General features: G+C 56.3%; 3 protein-coding genes and 1 pseudogene. 3 read left to right on the top strand and 1 reads right to left on the bottom strand.

Features of this window, described 5'->3' with window-relative positions:
- A partial coding sequence (locus tag WCA53_RS13950) for a 3-keto-5-aminohexanoate cleavage protein (protein WP_423911150.1) occupies positions 1–101 on the bottom strand: 101 nt, incomplete at its 3' end.
- A gap of 386 nt (positions 102–487) precedes the next feature.
- Between WCA53_RS13950 and WCA53_RS13945 the strand changes: the two genes are divergently transcribed.
- The 3 genes and pseudogenes from WCA53_RS13945 to WCA53_RS13935 form a co-directional block, all read left to right on the top strand.
- Complete coding sequence (locus WCA53_RS13945) at positions 488–1,513, top strand: AraC family transcriptional regulator (protein ID WP_423911144.1); 1,026 nt, start codon at positions 488–490, stop codon at positions 1,511–1,513.
- 47 nt (positions 1,514–1,560) lie between these two features.
- Entirely contained in the window at positions 1,561–2,193 is a 633-nt protein-coding gene (locus tag WCA53_RS13940; RefSeq protein ID WP_423911141.1) for a TetR/AcrR family transcriptional regulator, read from the top strand.
- A 176-nt stretch (positions 2,194–2,369) separates the two neighbouring features.
- A pseudogene (locus WCA53_RS13935) lies at positions 2,370–2,581 on the top strand (choline dehydrogenase); the annotation flags it as partial.

The raw sequence follows: 2,581 nt of genomic DNA, 5'->3' as shown, positions 1-2,581 counted from the left end.
ATATCAGCCGGTGTAATCGGCAGGTACTCCGACATTGACGGGACATGAGCCGAGCCCGTAATGGCACAGGAGATAATGACTTTTCGGTTAGCGTTGCTCAATTGATCAATCCTTCGTATGCCTGCCGGGACGCGTCGGCGGCATCAGTTGTTTGCCGTTGTGAATAGGGTATTGCGCGGGGTGCAGTGCGGGGTGTTCCGCGGGGTATTCATTCCGCACGCAACGACTCGAGTCAGTCTTGTCCGGCGAAGGGGCAAGCATGAAACCGTAAGCGCGAAGCGCAACGCGGCGACTCGCGCTGTGGGCGACTAGGGGAAGTAAAGCCGGAACTAAAGCCGATATAACTCATGCTGTCTCCAATATCGTTTTGGGGCTGGTCAGGTCACATGCCGCCTCTTGTGATACCGATAGTAGTGGGATAGGATTCGCTCCGAAAGGTCCTTTTCGGACAGATAGAAGTCATCACGGGACAATCTGAGGAGGTGCGGTGCCGTCTAAATTTCCGCTACTAAACGAGCGCGTCTACGCGCCATACAAAATCGCGGCGCTTGTCGAAATCCTCGCCGAACAGGGTATTGCTGCAGTCGACAGTTTGCGGGGCAGTGGCATTGATGCGGATAGCCTTGATGACCCATCCGTGCTGACTTCGGTGCGCCAGTACGCGGCGGTGTGCAAGAACGCCATGACGTTGTCCAAGGACCCGGCCACTCCGTTCAAAGTAGGCGCGCGACTGCACCTCTCAGCCTACGGCATGTATGGATACGCCCTGATGTCGTGCCTTTCGCTGCGCGACTACTTCAAGCTAGGCGTCAAATACCACCGGCTAGCGACGCCCACCCTGACTATCGAATGGACCGAATATCCCGACAAAGCGGTTTGGACCTTTCCCGACGCGTTCATTTCCAGTCCCTCCCGCGAGTTGCGGGAGTTTTTGATCGAACAGCAATTCACTCAGCACGTCACCCATTTGCAAGACGTTGCGGGTCGAAGCTGCCCGCCAATGAAGGCCTGCTTTTCGTACCCCGCGCCGGCTCACGCTGACATCTATCCTGAGTACCTCGGTTGCCCCTGTCATTTCGAACAGGAGCAATGCGAACTCATCTATGACAGCGCGATTCTTGAACACAAGCCGCAACTGGCACACAGGCACTCGGCTGCATTGCTCCAGGAAACGTGCGACCGTCTCATCGGACAAGCGAAGACCTCGGTCGGTGCGTCGGGCGAGGTCTATCAGGTGCTCATGCGCACCCCGGGCATATTCCCTAGCATGGAAGTCGTCGCCCACGCGCTGAAGATGACAAGCCGCACGCTTCGGCGACGCCTTGAGGCAGAGGAAACGTCTTTCGTTGCCATCGTGGATGACGTGCGATGCTCCCTGGCCACCGAATATTTGAAGACGACGAACATGAGCACGGATGACATCGCCATGCTCCTGGGCTTCAGCGACGCGGCCAACTTCCGCCGCGCTTTGAAGCGATGGACCGGCAAGGGGCCGGGAGAACTTCGCCGCTAATCGTTCGCCGCTTGATTTTAATAGACGATCGGTCTAGTATTCATCGAATGGAAACTTCAATCGTTGCGCGCCGTCGAGGGCGCCCTCCCAAAGAACTCGCCGGCTTCAGCGAAACGCGAGACACGCTTCTGCGCGCAGGGGTAGCGGCCCTTACGGAGAAAGGCTTTTCGGCGACCGGCATCGACGAAATACTGCGGAGCGTCAATGTCCCCAAGGGCTCGTTCTACCACTATTTCGGTAGCAAAGAGTCATTCGGGGCAGAGCTCATTGACATCTACGCCGCCTACTTTGCACGTAAGCTCGATCGAATCCTGACGGATCCCACGCGTACTCCATTGGAGCGTCTCCGAGATTTCACAGCGGACGCCGAAGCAGGCATGAAGCGGTACCAGTTTCGGCGTGGATGCCTTGTGGGAAACCTGGGTCAGGAAATGAATGCGCTTCCGCAGACGTACAGGAAGAAACTGCGCGACGTATTCGACGACTGGCAGGCGCGCACGGAGCGATGTCTGCTGGAAGCGCGCGAAACTGGACAGATTCCTGCGAACAAGAACTGCAAGGCGCTCGCCGAATTTTTCTGGATTGGTTGGGAGGGAGCGGTGTTGAGGGCAAAGCTTGACGGGGGACCTAAGCCACTTCGTGTGTTTGCCGATGGATTTTTCTCCGTGCTCACTAGCTAGGATGGTTTTGTCTCCCCCGCCAATCGCTGGCGTTTTTTTCGACTTTAATAGACGATCGGTCCAATTACTTTGTCCAGGGCAAAGGATTCCGACAGTTTGGTGGTTTCTTATAAGGTAGGTAGTGCTAACGGCGTAGCTACTCGGTTGTTGAGGTCCCTATCCACAGGCAGGTGAAAATGCGCGCATCGACATTTGACTACATCATCATCGGCGCCGGTTCTGCAGGCAGTCTGCTCGCGAATCGTCTTAGTGCCGATAAAAGCAAAAACGTCTTGCTCGTCGAGGCTGGCGGCCCGGACGACTATCTTTGGATTCACGTTCCTGTCGGCTATCTCTATTGCATCGACAATCCGCGAACTGACTGGCGGTTTCGTACCGAGCCGGACAT

The sequence above is a fragment of the Caballeronia sp. genome, from assembly GCF_049581465.1.
In the GTDB taxonomy this organism is placed as follows: Bacteria; Pseudomonadota; Gammaproteobacteria; order Burkholderiales; family Burkholderiaceae; genus Caballeronia.
Note: the sequence above shows the minus strand (reverse complement) of the source record. Positions and strands in the feature narration are given on the sequence as shown.

Coding starts and splice junctions, on each gene's coding strand:
- WCA53_RS13940 (WP_423911141.1), top strand. CDS start 1,561: ATGGAAACTTCAATCGTTGCGCGCCGTCGAGGGCGCCCTCCCAAAGAA.